At 39.4% G+C, this 22,554-nt stretch carries 17 protein-coding genes; 1 reads left to right on the plus strand and 16 read right to left on the minus strand.

What is annotated here, in order from left to right; all coding sequences use genetic code 11:
• Window positions 1-73: 73 nt before the first annotated feature.
• Complete coding sequence (parC, locus tag AC25Y1_RS11705; RefSeq protein WP_488148174.1) at window positions 74-2,503, minus strand: DNA topoisomerase IV subunit A; 2,430 nt, start codon at window positions 2,501-2,503, stop codon at window positions 74-76.
• Window positions 2,500-4,473: a DNA topoisomerase IV subunit B gene (parE, locus tag AC25Y1_RS11710; RefSeq protein ID WP_488148175.1), complete on the minus strand. Its 1,974-nt coding sequence runs from the start codon at window positions 4,471-4,473 to the stop codon at window positions 2,500-2,502. The genes parC and parE overlap by 4 nt, the downstream gene beginning before the upstream one ends.
• Window positions 4,474-4,711: 238 nt before the next feature.
• Here parE and plsY point away from each other — a divergent pair, with 238 nt between their 5' ends.
• Entirely contained in the window at window positions 4,712-5,314 is a 603-nt protein-coding gene (plsY, locus tag AC25Y1_RS11715) for a glycerol-3-phosphate 1-O-acyltransferase PlsY (RefSeq protein WP_488148176.1), read from the plus strand.
• Between the two features lie 137 nt (window positions 5,315-5,451).
• Here plsY and AC25Y1_RS11720 read toward each other — a convergent pair whose 3' ends face one another.
• The 14 genes from AC25Y1_RS11720 to AC25Y1_RS11785 all read right to left on the minus strand — a co-directional run bounded on the left by AC25Y1_RS11720 (window position 5,452) and on the right by AC25Y1_RS11785 (window position 22,383).
• On the minus strand, window positions 5,452-6,933 hold the full coding sequence (locus AC25Y1_RS11720) for an AMP-binding protein (protein ID WP_488148177.1): 1,482 nt from the start codon (window positions 6,931-6,933) through the stop codon (window positions 5,452-5,454).
• A 21-nt stretch (window positions 6,934-6,954) separates the two neighbouring features.
• Window positions 6,955-7,695 carry a 3-oxoacyl-ACP reductase FabG gene (fabG, locus tag AC25Y1_RS11725; RefSeq protein ID WP_488148178.1) on the minus strand — a complete coding sequence of 247 codons (741 nt, stop codon included), beginning with the start codon at window positions 7,693-7,695 and terminating at the stop codon, window positions 6,955-6,957.
• 12 nt (window positions 7,696-7,707) lie between these two features.
• Window positions 7,708-8,592 carry an intracellular short-chain-length polyhydroxyalkanoate depolymerase gene (gene phaZ / locus AC25Y1_RS11730; RefSeq protein ID WP_488148179.1) on the minus strand — a complete coding sequence of 295 codons (885 nt, stop codon included), beginning with the start codon at window positions 8,590-8,592 and terminating at the stop codon, window positions 7,708-7,710.
• Window positions 8,592-9,617, minus strand: a complete 1,026-nt coding sequence (locus AC25Y1_RS11735; RefSeq protein ID WP_488148180.1) for a 3-oxoacyl-ACP synthase — start codon at window positions 9,615-9,617, stop codon at window positions 8,592-8,594. The genes phaZ and AC25Y1_RS11735 overlap by 1 nt, the downstream gene beginning before the upstream one ends.
• Window positions 9,617-10,612, minus strand: a complete 996-nt coding sequence (locus AC25Y1_RS11740; RefSeq protein ID WP_488148181.1) for a branched-chain amino acid ABC transporter permease — start codon at window positions 10,610-10,612, stop codon at window positions 9,617-9,619. The genes AC25Y1_RS11735 and AC25Y1_RS11740 overlap by 1 nt, the downstream gene beginning before the upstream one ends.
• A gap of 6 nt (window positions 10,613-10,618) precedes the next feature.
• Complete coding sequence (locus AC25Y1_RS11745) at window positions 10,619-11,479, minus strand: branched-chain amino acid ABC transporter permease (RefSeq protein WP_488148182.1); 861 nt, start codon at window positions 11,477-11,479, stop codon at window positions 10,619-10,621.
• 13 nt (window positions 11,480-11,492) lie between these two features.
• Window positions 11,493-12,200: an ABC transporter ATP-binding protein gene (locus tag AC25Y1_RS11750; protein ID WP_488148183.1), complete on the minus strand. Its 708-nt coding sequence runs from the start codon at window positions 12,198-12,200 to the stop codon at window positions 11,493-11,495.
• Window positions 12,178-12,951 (minus strand): ABC transporter ATP-binding protein, encoded by a 774-nt coding sequence (locus tag AC25Y1_RS11755; protein WP_488148184.1) that lies wholly within the window; start codon window positions 12,949-12,951, stop codon window positions 12,178-12,180. Before AC25Y1_RS11755 ends, AC25Y1_RS11750 begins: the two co-directional genes overlap by 23 nt.
• A 122-nt stretch (window positions 12,952-13,073) precedes the next feature.
• Window positions 13,074-14,300: a substrate-binding domain-containing protein gene (locus tag AC25Y1_RS11760; RefSeq protein WP_488148185.1), complete on the minus strand. Its 1,227-nt coding sequence runs from the start codon at window positions 14,298-14,300 to the stop codon at window positions 13,074-13,076.
• A 111-nt stretch (window positions 14,301-14,411) separates the two neighbouring features.
• Window positions 14,412-17,531, minus strand: coding sequence for an AfsR/SARP family transcriptional regulator (locus AC25Y1_RS11765; RefSeq protein ID WP_488148186.1), 3,120 nt, complete (start codon window positions 17,529-17,531; stop codon window positions 14,412-14,414).
• 250 nt (window positions 17,532-17,781) lie between these two features.
• On the minus strand, window positions 17,782-19,008 hold the full coding sequence (locus tag AC25Y1_RS11770) for a substrate-binding domain-containing protein (RefSeq protein WP_488148187.1): 1,227 nt from the start codon (window positions 19,006-19,008) through the stop codon (window positions 17,782-17,784).
• A 124-nt stretch (window positions 19,009-19,132) separates the two neighbouring features.
• Window positions 19,133-20,146 (minus strand): 3-oxoacyl-ACP synthase, encoded by a 1,014-nt coding sequence (locus AC25Y1_RS11775; RefSeq protein ID WP_488148188.1) that lies wholly within the window; start codon window positions 20,144-20,146, stop codon window positions 19,133-19,135.
• Window positions 20,147-20,243: 97 nt separating this feature from the next.
• A complete protein-coding gene (menE, locus tag AC25Y1_RS11780) occupies window positions 20,244-21,755 on the minus strand; it encodes an o-succinylbenzoate--CoA ligase (protein ID WP_488148189.1) in 1,512 nt (503 codons plus the stop codon).
• A 1-nt stretch (window position 21,756) separates the two neighbouring features.
• Window positions 21,757-22,383 carry a TetR/AcrR family transcriptional regulator gene (locus tag AC25Y1_RS11785; protein ID WP_488148190.1) on the minus strand — a complete coding sequence of 209 codons (627 nt, stop codon included), beginning with the start codon at window positions 22,381-22,383 and terminating at the stop codon, window positions 21,757-21,759.
• Between the last annotated feature and the right edge of the window lie 171 nt (window positions 22,384-22,554).

A 22,554-nucleotide genomic window follows, 5' to 3' on the forward strand; every position in this document is an offset into this window, starting at 1 on the left:
ACTTCGCCTTCCGAATTATTATACGACAGAAAAAATAAATAGTCACGGGGATTTTGTCCCGTGACTATTTATTTTATTTGAGTTCAGCTTTTGGGTCTTTATATATATGCGTGACGCGACCATCTTTTTTCTCATCAGCTATAAAACTGCCATTTGAATAGCGGTCTACTAGTCTTAATGACCCTGCTAGCATCGGTATTTTATTATTTTTCTCAGTTGCTAACACAATAATCTCATCATTGGTAACCATTTGAACACCTATGACTTCATGCGGATTCGATTGTAAAACTCTTAGAACAACGACTCCACGTTGAGCTCTCTTTGCAGTTTCAAATTCTTTCACAGTCATGCGTTTTGCAGCCCCGCGGTGAGTAACAAGAACTAGTGAGGCATTATCCTCACGAACAGCTACAAGGGAAACAAGTTGATCATCTTCTTTTAGATTTATGCCTTTGACACCGGCAGTTCTGACACCGGTGATGGATAATTCTGAGAGCGGGAAACGAAGTGCTAATGCCTGCTTCGTGAATAAGATAATATCTTCATCACCTTTTATCAGTTGTGCACTGACCATTTGATCGCCTTTTCGTATGCCCATTGCTTTAAAAGTACGGTTAAAACGTTTCACTTTAAAACTTTCGAGGCTGGATTGTTTTACCAAACCATTTTGAGATACGGTTATGATGTTGGCATCTTCCTCGAAATTTTCCAATCCAATCGCTGCAATGATTGTTTCATTTTGCTCGAGTGGAATGATACTTGATATATGTTGTCCTAAATCCCGCCACCTTATATCAGGTAATTCGTGTATAGGTTGATATAGATAGTTTCCAAATGATGTAAACAACAACAGATGATGTTGTGTATTCATAGGAGACTCAAATAACATATAATCCGAATCCTTCATGTCATGGCCAGTTCCATTTGATGCGGTGTAAGAACGTACGCTAGTCCGCTTGACGTAACCATCTTTCGTGACAGAAACATGTACTTCTTCACTCGGAATAAGGATATCGATATCAACTTTGATTTCTTCGATTTTCTCCTCAATCACAGATCTTCGAGGCTCAGCAAATTGTTTTCGAATTAATGAAAGTTCCTTTTTAATAACATTCGAAAGCTTTTTATCGCTCTTTAAGATTGCGTCCAATTTGTCAATTAATTTTCGGAGTTCCGCGTCTTCTCTTTGCAACTCAGTAATATCTGTGTTTGTTAATCGATAAAGTTGCAAGGAAACAATTGCCTCAGCCTGTATTTCAGAGAAATCGAATTTCGAAATTATATTATTTTTAGCATCACGTTTATCTTTAGATTCCCGGATTGTTTTGATGACCTCATCAAGAATCGATAATGCTTTCATAAGGCCTTCAACGATATGCAACCGATCTTTTGCTTTTTGGATATCGAATTGCGACCTGCGTGTAATAACTTCTTTCTGATGGTCAATATACGCATCAAGAAGCATTGGAAGAGACATTAATGTTGGCCTGCGTCCAGCAATGGCGATCATATTAAAATTATACGTGACTTGTAGGTCAGTGTTTTTAAGCATGTATTGTAAAATCCCATTACTGTCTGTTTCTTTTTTCAATTCGATCACGATACGTAGACCAGTACGGTCAGATTCATCACGTACATCTGCGATACCGTCGAGTTTTCGATCGATTCGCAGCTCATCCATCCGTTTAACCATATTGGCCTTATTGACTTCATATGGAATTTCAGTGATAACGATTTGTGATTTACCGCCTCTTATTTGTTCAATTGAAGTTTTTGCACGAACGATAATGCGACCTTTACCTGTTTTATACGCGTTTTTAATACCGTCAGTTCCTTGAATGATCCCACCTGTTGGAAAATCTGGCCCTTTTATAACCGTCATTAGTTCCTCAACTGTTACTTTAGGATTATCTATTCGTAAAAGAACCGCATCCAACACTTCATGAAGTGCATGCGGTGGAATATCTGTCGCATATCCAGCCGAAATACCCGTAGATCCGTTTACTAGTAAATTTGGGTATCGTGATGGAAGAACTGTTGGTTCTGGTTCAGTCTCATCAAAGTTTGGGACGAAATCGACTGTGTTTTTACTGATATCTCGTAGCATTTCACCGGCAATCCCGGAAAGACGGGCTTCTGTATAACGCATCGCTGCTGCAGAATCTCCGTCGATTGAACCGTTGTTACCGTGCATTTCAATCATCATATGACGAAGTTTCCAGTCTTGACTCATACGAACCATCGCCTCGTAAACAGAAGAATCACCATGAGGATGGTAATTACCGATTACGTTACCAACTGTTTTCGCGGATTTTCGAAATGCTTTTTCATGTGTATTCCCTTCATGAAACATCGCATATAAAATACGACGTTGTACAGGTTTTAAGCCGTCCCGTGCATCTGGAAGTGCCCGGTCCTGAATAATATACTTACTATATCTACCGAATCGATCACCAACAACCTCTTCAAGTGGAAGGTCTTGAAATTTTTCTACATTTGTCATTCGTAGTCCTCCTCAACATGAATAAATTCATTGTCTAAAATATTATGGTCTTCAACTTGGCCGAAATCGACATTATCTTCAATCCACAGTCTTCTAGGTTCAACTTTATCACCCATTAATGTTGTAATACGACGTTCGACTTTAGCACCATCCTCAATTGTCACGCGGATAAGTGTTCGAGTTTCGGGATTCATCGTCGTGTCCCATAACTGGTCGGCGTTCATTTCCCCTAGACCTTTATAGCGTTGGATTAAATAATTCTTGCCGATTTTACCAATAGCCTCATCAAGATCGCTTTCAGTCCAAGCATATTCTACTACTTCTTTTTTACCTACACCTTTATAAACTTTAAATAAAGGAGGTAGCGCTATAAATACTTTACCTGCTTCAATGAGCGGTTTCATATAACGATAGAAAAATGTGAGTAGCAGCACTTGAATATGAGCACCGTCTGTATCCGCATCCGTCATGATGACGACTTTGTCATAAGCAGCATCTTCAATTTGAAAATCAGCGCCTACTCCAGCCCCAATGGCATGAATAATCATATTTATTTCTTCATTTTTCATGATATCTTCTAATTTTGCTTTTTCCGTATTGATAACTTTACCTCTAAGTGGCAAAATTGCTTGGAACACACGATCTCTTCCTTGCTTAGCAGAACCTCCTGCAGAATCACCTTCGACAAGATATAATTCGTTTCTAGCCGCATTTCTAGATTGTGCTGGGGTTAGTTTCCCTGAAAGTAATGTTTCGGATCTTTTTCTTTTTTTACCAGAACGAGCATCTTCACGGGCTTTTCTTGCTGCTTCACGGGCCTGGTGAGAACGAATCGCTTTTCGGATAAGCGTTGAACTTAAATCTGCATTTTCCTCTAAGAAATAAAGGAGTTTTTGTGCAATAACCGATTCAGTTACAGATCGTGCCTCGCTAGTCCCAAGCTTCCCTTTAGTTTGTCCCTCAAATTGAAGGATTTCTTCTGGAATCCGAACTGAAATAATTGCAGAGATCCCTTCACGCACATCAGCGCCTTCTAGGTTTTTATCCTTCTCTTTTAACAACCCTGTTCGTCTAGCGTAGTCATTAAAAACGCGTGTTAATGCAGTTCTAGCACCTGTTTCATGCGTACCGCCGTCTTTTGTTCGAACGTTATTGACAAATGAAAGAATTGTTTCAGAGTAACCATCGCTAAATTGGAATGCAAACTCTACTTCGATTCCTTCAGATTCACCGTCTAAATAAGAGACATTATGAAGTACATCTTTTTCTTCATTCAGATATTCAACGAATGCTTCTATACCTGATTCATAATGAAATACCTCTTGCTTATCTGTAATTTCATCTTTTATATCAATTTTTAGTCCCTTTAACAAAAACGCGGATTCACGAAGTCGTTCACTTATTGTCTCATAGTGATATTTTAATGTGGAAAAGACGCTTGGATCTGGCTTAAAGTGAATGAGTGTTCCTTTTTCACGCGTCGTTCCTAGCTTTTCTAAAGTAGTTGCCGGTTTTCCACCATTTTCAAACCGTTGGCGAAACTTGTGGCCATCTCGAAAGATTGTTACTTCTAGCCATTCTGAAAGAGCGTTTACAACTGCAGCTCCAACACCATGTAAGCCACCACTTGTTTTATAACCGCCTTGCCCGAATTTACCACCTGAATGTAGAATTGTTAGTATAACTTCAGTAGTCGGTTTACCTGTTTGGTGTATTCCTGTAGGCATCCCCCGCCCATAGTCGCGAACACTAATGCTACCGTCTTTGTGAATAGTTACATTGATTTCAGAACCGAAACCACCCAAAGCTTCATCTACCGCATTATCTACAATTTCGTAGACTAGGTGGTGAAGCCCTCGTGTATCGGTTGAACCTATATACATTCCTGGACGTTTTCGGACTCCATCTAGCCCCTCTAGTACATGTATCGAATCATCATCATATTTGACAATATCCTGTTGTTTAGTCAAATTCCCGCCTCCATCAAACGACTGTTCTTATATATATAATCGTACCGCTTCCTAAAAAGGTTGTCAAATCAACGTTTATGGAAGCTTGCTCAATTAATTGTATAGAAAAAATCTTGTAATTGCAATGAAGTGAAGAAAAAACTCACGGATTCATGACTGATAATGACGTTGTCGCATGTCAATAGTTCTGGTAAACTTAGTCCATAGGAAACATCACAAAATGGTAGAGGGGTATCATATGGAACTAGTTTTTATATTATTAATCGCTTATATTATTGGATCAATCCCTTCCGCTTTGTGGATTGGGAAATTATTTTACAAAATGGACATTCGCGAACATGGTAGTGGAAATCTGGGAGGCACGAATACATTTCGTGTATTGGGAAAGAAAGCGGGACTAACTGTTACAATTCTCGATATCTTAAAAGGTACCGCCGCAACTTTACTTCCTTTACTTCCACTGTTCACAGAAACAACTATCCAGCCGCTCATTCTTGGGGTGGTAGCTGTCATCGGGCATATGTATCCAGTTTTCGCTAACTTCAAAGGTGGGAAGGCAGTAGCAACTTCTGGCGGTGTTATCTTGGCTTACAACTGGCCGTTCTTTATCATTGTACTGGCCGCATTCTTTATTGTATTAAAATTAACAAAAATCGTTTCTTTAACTTCGATGATTGTTGTTATCATTGCATTGATTTACACAATTATTTACTATTTTTGGACAGGTGATTTTTATTTGATGATATTGATTTTCTTCTTTGGTGTCTTTATCTTTTATCGACATCGTGCAAATATTTCTAGAATCAAAGCAGGTACCGAACCCAAAGTTACCTTTCTATAAAGGTTTACAGAATCGCACATAAAAAAGCGTGTATCTAATTAGATATACGCTTTTTTCATTCAATTTTAATCTGTTCTTGGCTTTATAGTTTTCTTTTTTAGTACAAGCGGAAAATTCAAACCATGCCATCAATATGCTTATTTAGTATTATAGTGCAGAAGGGCATTTTTATCGATCTTTCCAATATCCGTTTTAGGTATTTCAGGTAAGACTATAATTTCTTTCGGTATTTTATAACCACCAAGAAACTTTTTACAATGTGCAATGACTTTGTCTCGATTGAAAGCATATCCCTCTGCCACCGTAACAAATGCAATAATGGCCTCTCCCCACTTTTCATCCTTTTTAGCGACAACAGCTGCCTCGTTGATTTCCTCGAAATTCGTTAAACATTGCTCAATCTCCTGTGGGTAGACATTTTCACCACCACTAATAATAATGTCTTTTTTCCTTCCAACGATATAATGGTCACCGTCTTCATCATATTTTGCTAAATCCCCTGTTTGCAACCATCCATTATGAAAGGCATTCAATGTATCTTGAGGCTTTTTCCAATACGCGCTGAAAACATGAGGACCTTTTATATAGAGTTCACCCACATCATTAACATCGCAATGACTACCGTTCGATTTCACCACTTTAACAGAGTTAAATAACATCGGCTTTCCAACCGAACCTATTTTTTGAGATGCTCCCTCTGGCCGAATAAAAAAGTTATTTGGTCCAGCTTCAGTCAATCCATAACCTTCTTTAAACTTTAGCCCTTTAGAATGGAATTTATTATAAATTGTCTCTGGACATGGAGCACCGCCAGAGAGGAACACTTTCATAGATGAAAAAGTCGTTTCATTAAAGTATGGCAATTTGATCATTGACTGGTACATCGTCGGTACAAAAAGTGAAATCGTTGCCTTGTATTGGTTAGTTGCTCTCATCGCCTCCTCCGCATCAAACCGATTTCCAATCACGACTTTACCGCCTGCCATTAGGATTGGAATGCTTAGCGCGTTAATGCCACCTGTATGAAAAAGCGGCATATAATTAATCGTTGTATCTTCCTCAGTTAGGCCCCAGCTTATAATTGTATTAATCGCATTGGAATTGACGGCATATGTAGAAAGGACGACTCCTTTTGGTTTCCCTGTTGTCCCACCTGTGTAAATCATCATCCACGGGTTCGAGGGTTCTTGTTGCTCGATGTTTGATACTTCACTAATTTGACTCATCGTTTCGATTGATTGTATCGAAATCATCTGTTCGAAATCTATTTCATGAATCAGTGATGAGTAGATTTCGTCGTACAATAGAACAGAAGGTAAACAATCATTTAAAAGAGAAACAATTTCAAATTTACTTAGACGCCAATTTAACGGGACATAAATAATGCCTTTTAATTCACAAGCAAATAAAATTGCGAATAGTTCGGGTTGATTGGGTGCAAGTACGGCGATACGTTCACCTTTTTTAATATCCTTATTCATAATAAAAGCTGCCCAATGGAGAATTCGCTTTTTCAACATGGAATATGTCCACGTAACATTTGTATGAACATCGATTAGTGCAGTCCTATTCGGAGAAAGTGAAACTCTTTTTAGTATCCAAGCAGGTTCATTGAACATTTTAGTAGCACTCCTCTTCAGTTACATCATAATTCCGCCGTCAACATGCAAGACATGCCCATGTACATAATCAGACTCATCGCTCGCAAGAAATAAATAAGCATTAGCGATATCTCGTGGTTTACCAAGCCGTTGTAATGAAACGATAGACTTCATTTGATCGATCACTTTATCCGGCATTTTCTCGACCATTGCTGTTTCAGTAAAACCTGGTGCCACAGCGTTTACATTAATACCTTTGCGTCCGAATTCTTTTGCCCATGTTTTCGTCATTCCAACTACTGCAGCCTTCGTGGCAGCATAATTTGTTTGCCCAAAGTTGCCATAAACCCCACTCACTGAGGATGTATTAATCACTTTCCCTGATCCATTCTCCAACATGTACGGAACAACTGTTTGCGTGCAGTTAAAAACGCCTATTAAATTTACATTCAGTACATTTTGAAACTGTTCGGGTTCCATTTTAAGAAGTGTTGCATCCTGTGTAATGCCAGCATTATTGATTAATATATCTATTTTTCCGTACAGCTTCACTGTTTGATCTACTAAATTCAAAACACTTTTTCGGTCTACAACATCTAGCTGTAGAAAGGTTACATCCAATTCTTTCGATGTGAGTAATGCTTCTTGTTTTTTACCGGCAACTTCATCAAAATCTGCCATAATAACATGAGCACCTTCTTCTGCAAAACGTTCACATGCAGCAAGGCCAATACCGTTTGCGCCGCCCGTAATAATGGCTACTTTGTTTTCTAATCTCAAAATATATTCCTCCTAATCAAGAAATGTTTCAACGAGTTCTTTTAATTTTGGCAAGTCATCGACCAACGGCGAATGTCCAACGTCTTCTAACGGAATAAAAGTAGCATTGTCCCCGAGGTCTTCAATGATTTCATTTGTCATTGGCTCGGTCACTACGTAATCTCTGTCGCCTCTCAATATCAGTATTGGGATTCTGAGGTTTTTTGCTTGATTTGATCCGTCAGACAAGCCATTATTTTTATCGCTAATATTGAATGTGTTGAGTGAATGGTACACATCCGCCAAGTTCTTTTGTGTAAGCATATCGTCAACATAGTCATCGTATTTTTCAGTATTTGGTTGGTTATGTGTATAAATTAACGCATTCCATACAGCTTTTAACCCTTCACGATTTTCCGTGTCGTATAGGCCTTGCATCGCCAATGTTTTACCTGTATCTTGTTCAACATCCTCGATTGTACGAAGACGCTTTTCCAAATCAGGGGTACCGTCCGACTTTGTTCCAAAAAATGGATAGCCCCGGGTAGAGGCAGATGCGAGAAGGATAATTTTTTGACAAAGCCCTGGGTAATCAGCTTCAAATTGCATGCAAACTGCTCCGCCTGTTGACCAACCGATTAAAGAGAATTCCCGTAGTCCGAGTGCATCAACAAATCCTTTCAAATCATCGGAAAAGTCTTTGATATGTGTGATGCGTTTGGTATAAGACGATTCTCCAAATCCGCGTAAGTCGAGTGCATAAACCGTATACTTCGAATCTAGTATATCCATCAGTACATCCCAGTGTTTTGATGAAGTCATATTTCCATGAACTAGAACAATTGTTTGTTCACCACCGGGTCTTTTTCGATAAGCAATCGTTTCTTGGTTGCTTAGTGTGACTGTTTGTAATGCCATTACATCTCATCTCCCTTATGATGTCCCCATCTTACAGTTATCGCACCCCACGCATAGCCAATTCCAGCACTCACGAGAACCGCCACATCACCGTCTTTTAGCTTTCCGGCTTTCTCCGCAAGTTCCAGGGATAGTATTTGATCCATTTGTCCGATATGCCCATAGTCATGTAAGTAGATCGATTTTTCCGAGGGGACTCCAAGTTCATTTAATACAAAATCATGTGCAGATTTTTTCATATGCAAAATCGCAAGATAATCGATTTGCTCCTCTTTATAGCCGCTCTTTTCCAAAGAAGTGCGAACAACTCTCAAAAAGTTTTGCATTGATTTCTGTTCCAATCTTGCTTTCATCCCGACTGGATCGGGAACGTCGAGTCGATGCAAGCCATTTTGCAGATGTTCGGCAGTGAGTGGTTGTTTTGTTCCTCCAACAGGTATGATGACATCTTCGGAGAAAGAGCCATCGGTAATGATTTCAGATGCCAAAATGATATTTTCCGAATGATCCCTTTGCAGAATCATTGCAGCGCCGCCTGCACCTAAATTAAACATGAATCGTGTCCGTTCGTTCGTATAGTCGATGAAATCTCCATTTCTATAACCACCCGCTAACAGTACGGTTCTAATTGACTCGTCGGATTCCATCATGCTCTTTGCTATTTTCATAGCTGTAATCGTCGTTCCGCATCGTTGTGCAACATCAAAGCCCCATGCATGATAAGCGCAGATTTCTTCTTGGATTTTGATAGCCGCCGTCCATAGTGGATACTCCTTATGCTCTTCCCCGATGTAAATAATCAAATCGATTATTTTGGGATCTACATTCCCCTTTTTCAGCGCAGCTTCTGCTGCCCATATTGCCATCGCGACTGTATGGTCCCCTTCCCCTGGAATCGGTTTTTGAGTAATGCCCATTTTCTCGACAACAACCTTGACAGGAATCCCCGAAAGGTTTGCAATCTCCTCAGCGCTCATCTTCGTTTCAGGTATATACACACCTGTACTGACAATCCCGATTCCCATTACAAACCCTCCTTCTCGGTGTTTTCCTTCGTTGTTTTTGTTCTTCGTTTCCATAACTTCTCGCGTAATGTTCCGACGACCCCTTTCGGGAAGAAGATAACGACTAATATAAAGGTAATTCCGAAGAAAATGATCCAACGTTCAAATATCGGATATTCCTTTGCAAGTCCAGACAAGTAATGTTGACTTAACTCAATAACTCCTGCACCGAGTATCGGTCCAATAAGTGTTCCCACCCCACCGATAATAGTCATTAGAAGGGCGTCCAGCGTAATATCAAGCGACAACACACTGGTATTGACGAAGCGTAGAGAAACTGCATAAAGTGAACCCGCAAGACTTGCGACAACCCCGGCAACGACGGATGCAATCACTTTGTAGTGGAGCGTGTTGAATCCAAGGGACAATGTTCGTTGTTCGTTTTCTCTTACCGCGACAAGCACTCTTCCAAAAGGCGAGTTGACAAAGCGCCGCAGGAAAAAATAGACAAGAACAAGACAGAGCAAGGCCACACAGTAAAACATAATCCGATCTTTAAAAAATTCAGGTGCTTTAAATGTAAAGCCATCATTGCCTTGTGTTACCGTCCGCCATTTTTCTGCTAAAACCAAAAACAACCCAGAAACAGCTAAGGTAAACATTGCAAAGAAATGTGTTTTTAAGCGTAAAGTTAATAATCCAATAAAAAAGCTAATTATACCTGCAATCGCCATTCCAGCCCCAATTGATAAAATGAAAACACCCATCGACGGCTCAATATTTTTAAGCATGACTGCTGTCGTATACGCACCCATTCCGAAAAACATCGCATGCCCAAACGAAACAATTCCCGTATAGCCTAGTAAAATATCATAACTCATCGCAAGGATTGAAAAGATAAAGATTTGCGTTAACAAAATTGTCCATGTCCTCGAATCAGATACGAATGGAAATATTGCAAGAGCAACTACAATGATTCCGAGAAATACATTGTTCCATTGAAAAGTCCTTTTCATATGCCGTCACTCCTTTGCTTTGAAAAGACCTTGCGGACGGAAGATTAATACGATTGCCATGAGCATCATATTGACCGCAAGTGATAGAACAGGTACGTAGTACGCCATATAACTGCCCGTCAGCCCAACGAGAATTGCTGCGAATAATGAGCCTGGAAAGCTCCCCATGCCGCCTATTACGACAACAATAAAGGCTAAAATGGCAAACTCCATACCCATTTCAGCGTAAATCACACCCGAATAGGGGGCGAATAGGACACCGCCTAGAGCAGCAAGCGCTGATCCCGTCATGAAAACGAGAAGGAAAACACGTTTAATATTAATTCCGAGCGCTTGCACCATATCTTTATTCAAAACGCCGGCACGTACGATCAGTCCGATTTTCGTTCGTTTTAAAATATATTGAATAATACCAAAGATGAGAAAACCCATGACGATGATAAAAAAGCGATATTTAATAATAAGTACATCACCAAATTCCCAGCTTCCAGCCAAATAAGTTGGTACTTTCGCGGCAATCTGGTTTGGTCCCCAAACAACTTTTAACATTTCACTTAGGACGAGCATGAAGCCCAGTGTGATTAAAATCTGTTGAACGTGATTTCCATAAACAGGGCGAATAATTAACTTTTCCGTTATGAACCCGAGAATAGCGCCTGTGAGAATTGCGGCTATGATACCTATAACAAAACTTCCTGAAAGTCCATAAACCCAAATCCCTGAAAATGCACCCCAGGCAAACAGGCCGCCGTGAGCAAAGTTCAATACGCTCATCAATCCGAATATAAGCGTTAGTCCCGAAGCGAGAAGAAAAATGAGCATGCCCGTTGCCAAACCGTTTACTGTAAGGTTAATGATTAGTTCCATCGCGCAGCCCCCCTTAGCCGATTCCTAAGTACTTGCGTTTCAATTCCTCATTTTGAATGAGATCTTTCATCATTCCTGCATGAACCGTTTCGCCGTCGTCAATGAGTGTGTATGTATCACCGATTCGACTCGCCATAAAAAAGTTTTGTTCGACAAGAACAATGGTCGTCGTTTTTTTCATTTCTGAAATAGCTTCCATGACTGTTTCAATAACAATTGGTGCAAGACCTTTTGACGGTTCGTCAATAAGAATGAGTTTACTGTCATTTACAAATGCCCTAGCCATTGCAAGCATTTGCTTTTGGCCGCCCGATAAATGTCCGGCATCCTTTTTCCAAAATGTTTTTAAATCTGGAAAAAGGTCCAGAACATAATCTTGCCGTTTGAATGCTTCGTCATTTTCTATTCTCATTGCGACTTTCATATTTTCCTCAACGGTTAGCGCTCCGAAAATCCCTTGATCTTCCGGAACATAACCGATCCCTAAATTTGCGATTTCATAAGTTGCTTTTCGTGTAATGTCTTGTTCATTGAAAGTTACTGAACCTTTTGAGGCGGGCGTTAAGCCCATAATTGTTTTTAAGGTTGTTGTTTTTCCTGCCCCGTTACGTCCTAGCAACACGCTAACCTCACCCGCGCGTGCCTCAAAGGAAATGCCTTGTAAAATATGATATTGCCCGATATGCGTGTGAGCATCGTCAACTTTCAGCAAGGTTTTCATCATGTAAGCCTCCTAAGTAAGCGCTTTGGACCGTTTCATTGTCCATAATTTCCCTCGGACTTCCGTCTGCTAATAACTTACCGTTAAATAGCACCATGATAGAGTCCGATAAATCGAGAATCAAATCCATTTTGTGTTCGATTAATAAAATCGTCTTTTCTCCCGTGTTTTTAATTTGACGAATGACGTCCAGAATAGCGGGTACTTCTTCCAATGACATCCCAGCTGTTGGTTCATCAAGAAGAAGGACTTCCGTATCTAGTGCCAGCAACATAGCAATTTCTAACTTTCTTTTTTCACCGTGAGAAAGTTGACTTGCCAGAACTAATTCCTTACCTGACAGCAGGACGAGATCCAATAGTTTTTCCGCCTCTTCCGTCAATTTTGGATAGCTAATGAAATGACGAAGCATCTGATACCTGATTTTCTCCTTTGATTGAACGGCAAGGCGTACGTTTTCTAAAACAGTTAAGTTCGGGAATACATTTGTAATTTGAAACGAACGACCGAGTCCTTTTCGGGTTCTTGAAACTGCTGATGAATTTCCTAGTGCTTCCCCTTTGAAGTAAACTTCGCCTTCAGTTGGTCTTAATTCACCACTGATTAGATTGAAAAATGTCGTTTTTCCAGCGCCATTAGGTCCAATGATTGACTTGAAGTGTTTTTCTGGCATTTCAAAGTTGACCCGGTTGACAGCTGTATGGCCACCGAAACGGATTGATAAATTCTCAGTTTTTAAAATGGGTTCCAATTAATAACCTCCTTAACATCTATCCCTCTCCAGAAGATAAACTGTATTTATCAGTAAGGTGATAAACTGTATTTATCACCTGGAGAGGGACAGTTCCTACGTTCTCGGACTGCCCCATATTTTTATTTGTTCAGAATTGGTGGTTCTGTTTCGGACGGCGACAGCTCTCGAATTAGAACTGGTACTGGATAATCAATGCCGTCTTGTTTTTCGAGTTTAATAGAGTAAAGTGTTTGAAGTGCTTGGTGATCTTCTTCACGGAATGTCATTGTGCCTTTAGGCGTTTCGAATGACATACCTTCCATGATTTCAATCAATTTGTTACCATCAGCATCACCATCTGATTTTTTAAGTGCCTCAACGATTGCGATTGCAGCTGACATGCCTCCTGGTGTAAATAAGTCAGGGACTTCCCCGTTATAACGTTCTTTATGTTCCTTAACGAGCCAATCATTCACTTCGTTATCTGGGAGCGTATGATAGTAAACAGAGAAGCCTTCCATTCCCACGAGCGGTTCCATTATAGAAAGTGCTGGAATGTCTGGGGCACCAGTCGAGATTTTAATGCCCTTTTCTTGCATTTTTAAATCAGCAATTTGGTTCCAAGGTGAGTTCGCTCCAGCCCAGACAACAAATAGATAGTCTGGTTCCTCTTCGATAATTTTTTGTAAGTTCGATGTGAAATCCGTAGCTGCAGGATCTGCAAATTCTTCGAGAACGACTTCTGCTCCAAGTTCTTCAGCTGCCTTTGTAAATGCTGCTACCCCGTCCCAACCAAATGAATAATCAGGTGCAAATGTCGCGATCTTCACACCTGGTTTTGCAATAGCTGCCGCACCTGCCACTGCATCCTGTGAAGAGTTCCTTGCTGTTCTGAATAAAAAAGGATTGAACTCAGAACCTGTAATACTATCCGCCACTGCCGGTTCAACAATCATAATCTTCTCGTATTCTTCTGCTAAGGGCAGAACTGCGAGTGTATCTCCTGAACTAGAAGAACCGACTAGAAAATCGACTTTATCATCTTCGAGTAATTTCGTTGCTTTTTGCACTGCAACAACAGGCTCTGTTTCTGTGTCTTCATAGACGACTTCAATCTTTTTACCAGCGACTTCCATTGTTCCGTCCGTTGCATATTCCAAACCTAATTCGAAGCCTTGTTTAGTTTGTTTACCGTACGATTCCAAAGCCCCTGTAAGTGAAGCAAGCACGCCGATTGTGATTGTGCCGCCTTCTTCTATTTCACCACCGGGTTCTTTGTCTGATTCTTTTCCATTATCTTCGCTACATGCCGTACTAATAACCAATACAAGAGCTAGCAAAGCTATCATCCACGATTTCTTCTTCATAAACAAACCCCTCTCTCCTCTATCATTGCAAGCGCTTTCTTACTAACTCTTACTTTATAGAATAGGAGTTACAAACGAGTTGCAAAAAAGGAAAGAGTATAATACCGACTCCTACAATTCATTCATGATTATTTTATACATTTCCTCTGTTGTTTCCATTGGCGTGATATTCAGTTCATCTTCAAGTACATCACTGCATTTTTTGTACCATTTCACAGATTGAGCTCTATTTTGCAATTGGTAGTTTGCATACATGAGTAACCTGTATGCTTCCTCCCATGTGTAATCGATGAGAAGGATTTTTTCTGCCCAAAATATTGTCTTTCCGAATTCTTTCAGTCTTGTATAAGTTTGTGCAAGTCGTTCAAGAAGTTGTATATACTGTTGTTGGACTCTTTCACGCTCTTTGGCGATCCACTCGAGCTCTAATTTCTCTTCGAATAAATGGCCATTATAGATTGAACTTGCTTTCAATAACTGTTTCACGATAATTTCGGGCGAACGCTCAGATAATCCAGACTCCAAAAATAATTGGAAACGGTCCAGATCACTTCGAATTGCGGCACGCGGATTTATTCGATACATGGTTTGCTTCCGTAATATAAAATAGGACGGCCCTCTTGCTCCCCTATGTGGTTCGATTACCTTCAACAAAGCATTTAACGCAACTTTAAAATCTCGATCAGCACTTTTCTCATCGGTTTCGTCCCAAAGTTCGCGCATGATTTCATCCTTTGAAATATAACGCTCTCGGTTTAGGAGTAAATAAACAAAAAGTTCTTTAGACTTATCCCGTTGCCATCGTCGTTCTTCTACTTCATCTAAGCCAAGTATGATTTTAAAAGGTCCCATTAATTGCACGGAAATTGTATAGCCTGGGTGAGCAGTTACTCCTTGTAGATTAAGTTGTTTCACGATTTGTTGAGTGCTAGCATGATCTTTGTTTTCAATTGCTGCCCGTATGAACAATGGATATATAATTTGCATATCAAATGGACTGAAAAGCGTATTTGTAGTTAAGAAAAAGAGATAATTATGATGAATGCACAAAGTTGAAAAATCTATTGACGCTTCTGAAAAACAAAGCGATTGGTCTAATTTATCATAAACTCTCATTAGCCAAAAAGATGCGACCATTTCTCCGTACGTATCACCGCATTCTATAAAAAGACTTTTTGCAGTCTTAGAATGCTCCGCAGATTCCTCAAAGTTACCGGCATAAAAATGGACAATTGCTAGACCGATGCGGATAAGTCCAGATAACCAACCATCACTCACTTTTTCAGTTTCACGTAATCCCGTTTCACCAAATTGGATTGCTTCCATAAAAATACCTTGCCGCGCTTTTAAAATGGACAATCCCATGAGTGGCTCCGCTTTCCCGCGTGAGACATTCAATTCATCCATGCGTGTAATGGCTTGCAAATAGTCGGATTCCGGGCCGCTCAAATCAAAAGAATCCTGCAATACTTTCGCGTGACCTAGTCGAATCCAACCGACAGCCTCGGCAAAACCCGATTTCTCCCTTTTTCCGAGTTCAATTCCTTTTGCTGCACTCTCCATTGCTAGTCCTGCTTGGCCAGTCATTGAATAGATAAGGGAAAGCAGCACATCGGTTTCACGGTGTGCATCGGGTAATGTGAAGTTATCCGCCTTTCGTTCGTTTAAAACTTCCTCTGCTTCGGTTAATTTTCCAGTTCGTAGCAGTATTCTGGCATCAAGATTACCTTCACGAAGTATGCTTTTATCCATCTTTTCGGTTTCCACCCAGGCAGCAGCCTCGGCGGCATTCCCAAGATTCGCAAGGTTTTCAGCAAATTGACGTTTATGCATTTCCATCTCGTGAAAACTTACCTTTTTACTTTTTTGCGCAAAGGAAATCGCCTCTTGTAAAAAAGGCTTTGCTTTACCAGGTTGAATTGTGTCTAAATAAATATGGGCAATCCCTGCATTTGAACGGCTTAGAAAATAAGCATCGTTATTTTTTTCTGCCAACTGAAGGCACTCCGTGTAAGAAAGTCGTGCTTTTTCGTAATAAGCTCGGTAGCGATGGGCTTCTCCTTCATAGTAATGAAGAGGATAATGCGTGTTCTTAATCTCATCAGGTAATTCCCTGATTGTGTCTAGAAGCCAATCAAATTGTCCCGATGTTACCAGTGCTGCACCCATTTCGGCTACAATTTCCCCTATAAATTTATCATCCGTGCTTTTAATCGCGTGATAAACAGCTTGTCCAGGATTAAGTTTTTTCTTGTAATAAAGTGCAGCTTCTCGGTGTATCGCAGTGAATTTTTCTGGGTTCATTGATAGCCATTTTGCTTCAAGAAATTGCTGAAAAAGCGCGTGGTAACGAAAAGTTCCTTCCTCGCTAAATGGTTGAATGAACACATGTTTTTTGGCGAATTCCAGCAATCGATCCGCTGCTTCATTTCCGAAAAAGTCGATTGCTATTTGAGTTGAAATTACCGGAAATATTGAAAATGAAAGCAACCAATTTTGTTCTTGTTCGGTCAGATTTTGAAATACTTCTTCTGATAAATAAGAGAAAAGCTCATGTAAAGCGGGTTTCATAACGGATGATAAAGGAATATCGTAATCCATCATATGAAGAGCTAGTAGATTAATAGCAATTGCCCAGCCTTCGGTCATTTCCACAATCTTTTTTGCTTCTTCTACAGATAAAACTTTGTCAAAGTAATCCTCAAAGAACACAGTGATTTCCTCTGTTGAAAAAGTGAATTCCTCTTCCGCTATTTCACATAACTGTGAGGTCAATTTCAACTTATTGAGACACGACCATTTCGGTCGATTTCGTGTTGCGACTATTAAATGAATATGAGACGGAAGGAATTCTATCACTTTTTCCATCATGTAATTGATCTGAAATACATGGTCTACAATATGAAAATCGTCAATGATAATGGAAGTGGGCTCTTCAATTTCATATAGTTCATTAATGAACAAAGCAAGCCAACGATTAAGATCTGCTTCTTTTGGATACATGGAAGGTGTTTCCCATTCTCCTAGGGAATGTCCAAAATTCGGTCTAATCCGTCGAATACTCTGAATGAGATGTGTAATGAACGGAAGAATATCATCATCCTCTTCCGTAATCGAATACCAAGAATAGGTAGACCGCGAATCTGTGAAGTAGGAAGCAAGACCAGAACTTTTTCCGTATCCTGCGCCGCTATGCAAAAGTGTCAACTTAACACGTTCGGATGTTTTCATTTTTTTAGTAAAGGAAGCCCTTCGCATATAGGACGATGTAGGGGTTGGTGGAATTAACTTTGATTGTAGTACAGGTGTGTGGTCCATCAGCAATCACCTCTCAAAACCTTCTTTTCTATAAGTTTATCATAACAATGTTCGGAATTGAATGACATCTACTACTAGAAAAGGATCCTTCAGGCCAAGTTTAGGAAAGTAATAGTAATCAGAGGGACAGAACCGTTTTTCTCGTACTGTCCTCATAGTGTATTTATTGGTTCATGATTGGTGGTTCTGTTTCGGTTGGCGATAACTCCCGAATGAGTACCGGTACTGGATAATCAAAGCCGTCTTGTTTTTCAAGTTTAACTGAGTAAAGCGTTTGAAGAGCTTGGTGATCTTCTTCGCGGAAAGTCATTGTACCTTTTGGTGTTTCAAATGACATACCTTCCATTGTTTCAATTAATTGATCAACATCCGTATCACCTTTAGTTTTTTTCAAGGCTTCAACAATTGCAATCGCTGCGGTCATACCACCTGGAGTGAATAGATCGGGAACTTCACCGTTATGACGTTCTTTATGTTCTTTGACGAGCCAATCATTCACTTCATTATCCGGAAGTGTGTGATAATAAACGGTAAACCCTTCCATGCCGATAAGTGGCTCCAATAAAGGTAACGTTGGAATATCTGCCACTCCTGTCGATATGCTTATTCCTTTTTCTTGAATTTTTAAGTCATTGATTTGATTCCATGGTGTATTTGCGCCTGCCCAGACGACATATAAGTAATCAGGATCTGCTTCAATCACTTTCTGTAAGTTCGATGTAAAATCAGTTGCATCAGGATCTGCAAATTCTTCTAAAATAATCTCAGCACCAAGTTCAATTGCTGCTTTTTTAAATGCTTCAATGCCGTCCCATCCAAATGAATAGTCAGGTGCGAAGGTAGCAATTTTTACACCTGGTTTTGCAATAGCCGCAGCACCGGCAACCGCATCTTGCGAGGAGTTACGTCCAGTTCTGAAAATAAACTCATTAAATTCGGAACCTGTAATACTATCAGCTACTGCCGGTTCAATAACCATAATTTTCTCGTATTCTTCAGCGAGCGGCAGAACTGCAAGTGTATCTCCCGAGCTTGAGGAGCCAACTAGGAAATCAACTTCATCTTCTTCAAGTAGTTTTGTTGCTTTTTGAACGGCAACTTCGGGTTTTGTTTCCGTGTCTTCAAATACGACTTCAATTTTTTTACCCGCAACTTCCATCGTTCCATCAGTCGCATATTCCAATCCTAACTCAAAGCCTTGCCGCGTCTGCTTCCCATATGATTCAAGTGCCCCAGTCAGTGAGGCAAGCACCCCGATCTTGATGGTTTCAACATCTTTGTTACTTTCATCGGACTTATCTGGCTGATTATCTGAGCTACAGGCAGTAGTAAATACAAGGACAAAAACAAGTAAACTTATTAGCCAAAACGAATATCTTGAACTTCTCATTTAACTTATCCCCCTTATTATCAAGTGTTTATTCAACTCTTGCCTTCTCTCAAACTTGAATATTCCGTCAAATTAGATTAAGCCAATGCCACAGCTATAATACATATAGATAAAGTAAGTCTAATCAATCACCATCCCACTTAATTACAGTTGCTGCCCATGTATAACCCGTACCCGCGCTTACAGTGACAACGAGTGAGCCTTTTTTCACCTTGCCTTGTTGTTTAGCAATGTGTAAACCAATGCACGGATCAAGTGCTGATAAATGTCCATACTCATTCAGATAGATTGCTTGATCTTCGTTTAATCCTAATCCAGCTAACAGCTTAACAAAGATCGATTTTTTTGTGTGTAGAGGTAAAAGTAAGTCAATATCTTCGACTTGATAGCCACTTTTTTCAACGGCTTCCTTTACAACCTTAATAAAATTCTGTTCTGATACTAAATCCAATCGTTCCTTCATGTCTTGTGGGTCTTTTACATCGATTGCATACGAATTGTCAGAAAACGAATCTTTGCTAGAAGCATGCCTTGAGCCACCTGCTAAAACCTTCACATCATCGAAAAATGAACCATCTGTAATAAAGCTTGAGCCAAGTATATTATTGTTGACCGCGCCCCTTTCTATTAATGCAGCAGCTCCCCCATCCGCAAAGTTAAACATGAACCTTGACCTTGGATTTTCATAGTCAACTATGTGGGATTCTTTACACCCTCCGACTAAAAGAATTTTATTAATCGTTTCGTCTGCAATTAGCATATCTCTAGCTACTTTTAATGAAATTGGAAAGCAAGAACTTACATTCATCATTTCAAATGTATACGCATTTTTTGCTCCAAGCATATATTGGACTTTTGTTACTCCCGACCAGACATTGTACTCCTTAAAAGGACTCCCGAAATAAATAATAACGTCAATCTCGGTTGGATCCACCTTGTCAAGAATGCCTCTCGCTGCTTCAATCGCCATATCTGTCGCATGCATAGATTGATCGGAAATATGTTTTTTAATTAGACCAAACTTCTGTATAATAACATCTTCTGGAATAGTTGTTTTTAAAGAAATATCTTTTGCTGTCTCAATATCAGGAGGAAAATAGACCCCCGTTTCTACAATTCCTATATTTTCATTGCTCATATTCATCCTCCTTTTTTCAAGTAGTGGTTATCGTATCTCCTATAAATACTGGCTTTACAAATCGAATTAATTGATTGACGTACACACTTCCATATAGTTAGTCTCTTTCCAAGAAATTGTTTTTCAACAGTACTTTATTCACTTTACCGATGGAGCTTCTTGGAAAAGAATTTAAGATTTCCACCTTTTTTGGACACTTATACTTTGTGAGCGCTTTCAAACAATGGTTAATAATATCTTGTTCGTTTAATCGAGAAGCCTTAGTTACAATTACACTAGCAATCGGGACTTCTCCCCATTTAGAGTCAGTTACCCCAAATACTGCTGCTTCCTCAATTTCTGGATGTTGTAACAAGACTTGCTCTACTTCAATCGGATATATGTTTTCCCCGCCAGAAATCAGCATTTCTTTTTTTCTTCCAGCAACATAAACAAATCCATCTTCATCTGCTTTAACTAAATCACCAGTTCGAAACCACCCTTCGACAAATGATTTCGCTGTCTCTTCCGGTAAATTCCAATACTCGGTTATTACATTCGGTCCTCTCACTAATAGTTCACCAACCTCATTGTGAGATACATCGTCTCCGGAGGAATTAATAATTCTAATATCACAAAACATGGCAGGTTTACCGATCGATCCAACTTTTTTTAGATAATCTTCTTTTGAAAGCATAAATACGGTCGGAGAGGCTTCTGTTAATCCGTAGCCTTGCCCAAAAGGAATCCCTTTTTCAAGGTAAAAATAAATTAATTCTTTAGGACATGGAGCCCCACCACTGTAGAACCAGCGAATCGACTCAAAATTAGTCTTGTTGATCGAGTTACTATTTCTTAATGAATGGAAAATCGTCGGCACTCCCATCACTAAAGTAACTTTTTCTTCTTCGATTGTACGTAACACATTCGTTGACTCCAAATTATCGGGGATTATGACGGTTCCTCCAGCGAAAAACACTGGAAAGGTAAATAGGCCAGTGCCCCCAATATGGAAAAAAGGTAATAATGTTAACAATCTATCAATGGATGTAATTTCCAGTGCCAATACATTATTAACTGCATTCCAATACACATTCTCTTGTGTGAGTACTGCTCCCTTGGGTTTTCCAGTTGTTCCGGATGTATAGCAAATAATAAATGGACTAGAGCCATCCGCTTCAGTAGATATAAAGTGCTCTATACCATTCGTGGCTGTTGATTCCCATGTAAGATCCGTAAGGGATTTCATTAATAGGCACTTAACACCAGTTAGTTGTTGCAATTCATTTCCTTTCTCTTGAAATTCGTCACTAGAAAAAATATAGTTTGTCTGACTGTCATTTATTTGAAATTCTAATTCTTTAGTTGAAAGTCTAGTATTAAGTGGAACGATGATACAACCCATTTTTGCAAGAGCGAAAAACATCATCAGATAAGTAGTATTATTGGATGATAATACTGCAACACGTTCCCCTTTTTTTAATGGAATATTTTTCTTTAATAAATAAACTGTTTGTGTAATTGCATTGGCCATTTCTTTGTAAGTGTACGTTTGTCCGTCTCCAATTAAGGCAACTCTATTTGGTGTAATATAAGCTTTTTTTTCAATCCAATAAGCAATTCCTTGCAACTTATTTCACCTCATTCCTATTATTAATCCCTTCAAATATTAGTGTAATCATATCTTCAAATACCTTTTCAGGAACATCTTGATTCTTCCAATAGATCCATCTCATTCCGATAAACTGACTGATTCCCATTAGAGAATACGCGACGGTTTCATGGTCCAATCGTTTGAATTCCTCATCTGTCATAGCCACTTCAAGACCTTTGATATACCCCGAAGCTAACCGCTCATAGTACTCACGATAAAGTTCTTCATCAACTAATACTGCTTGTTGAACAATACTATAAAGGTTTCGGTGATTTTTTAACCATCGAAAGAAAGTACGAAAACCTGTAATTTGAGCTTCTTTCCCGTTAGTCGTTTTTGATACTTCTGTTTGTATTTCGTAACGAAAGTCACGACTTAATTGTTTGACAAGCTCTTCAAATATCTCTTTCTTAGAAGAAAAGTAGTTGTAGAATGTCCCTTGTGCAACTTTTGCTGTTTGTGTGATATCAACGATAGAAGCATTAAAATAGCCTTTCGTTCCAAAAATCATTTCCGCTGATTCTAACAGTTTTCGTCGTGTTTCAATTCCTTTTTTAGTCAACGGCAATGTTTTTTCATTTCTCTCTTCATCAATTAATGACAAGTGAATCACCTCTCAGTTTTTATTATAGTCAGTCATTTCGGAATAGTCAATAGCCTTTTCATAAAGATATAGTATTTCTTCTATTGTTTTACTTTGCTTTTAAGGAAATGCATGCCAGTATGATTATTAATTTCTCCAAAAAAAAGAAGCAGCACATAGCCGCCTCTTGGT

The sequence above is a fragment of the Sporosarcina sp. Y1009 genome (genome assembly GCF_057669865.1).